Raw genomic sequence first — 279 nt, 5'->3', positions numbered from 1 at the left:
ACTTAACTGAATAAAAATTTCACATTGTTAATTTATTGACTGGATTTGTAGCCAATAAAAAACCGTTCATCCTTTGGCTGAGTGAAGCCTAAGCCTAACATGAACGGTTTGTAGTCGTGTACTGCTAATTAATCTTTAAAATTGTTAAATTGTAGCGGTATACCAAACGATTTTTCTTTCAAAAATGCCATCGCTGCTTGTAGATTGTCCTTTTTCTTGTCGCTGACACGCACTTTGTCGCCTTGGATGCTGGCAGCGACTTTTAGGTCGGATTCTTTG

At 37.6% G+C, this 279-nt stretch carries 1 protein-coding gene; it reads right to left on the bottom strand.

All coding sequences use genetic code 11. The features are described from left to right. Positions 1-128: 128 nt before the first annotated feature. The coding region (locus tag QSV46_RS39575; RefSeq protein ID WP_314964073.1) for a DUF520 family protein at positions 129-279 on the bottom strand (151 nt) is incomplete at its 5' end.

Source organism: Bradyrhizobium cosmicum (genome assembly GCF_032290525.1).
GTDB classification, from domain to species: domain Bacteria; phylum Pseudomonadota; class Alphaproteobacteria; order Rhizobiales; family Xanthobacteraceae; genus Bradyrhizobium; species Bradyrhizobium cosmicum_A.
Note: the sequence above shows the minus strand (reverse complement) of the source record. Positions and strands in the feature narration are given on the sequence as shown.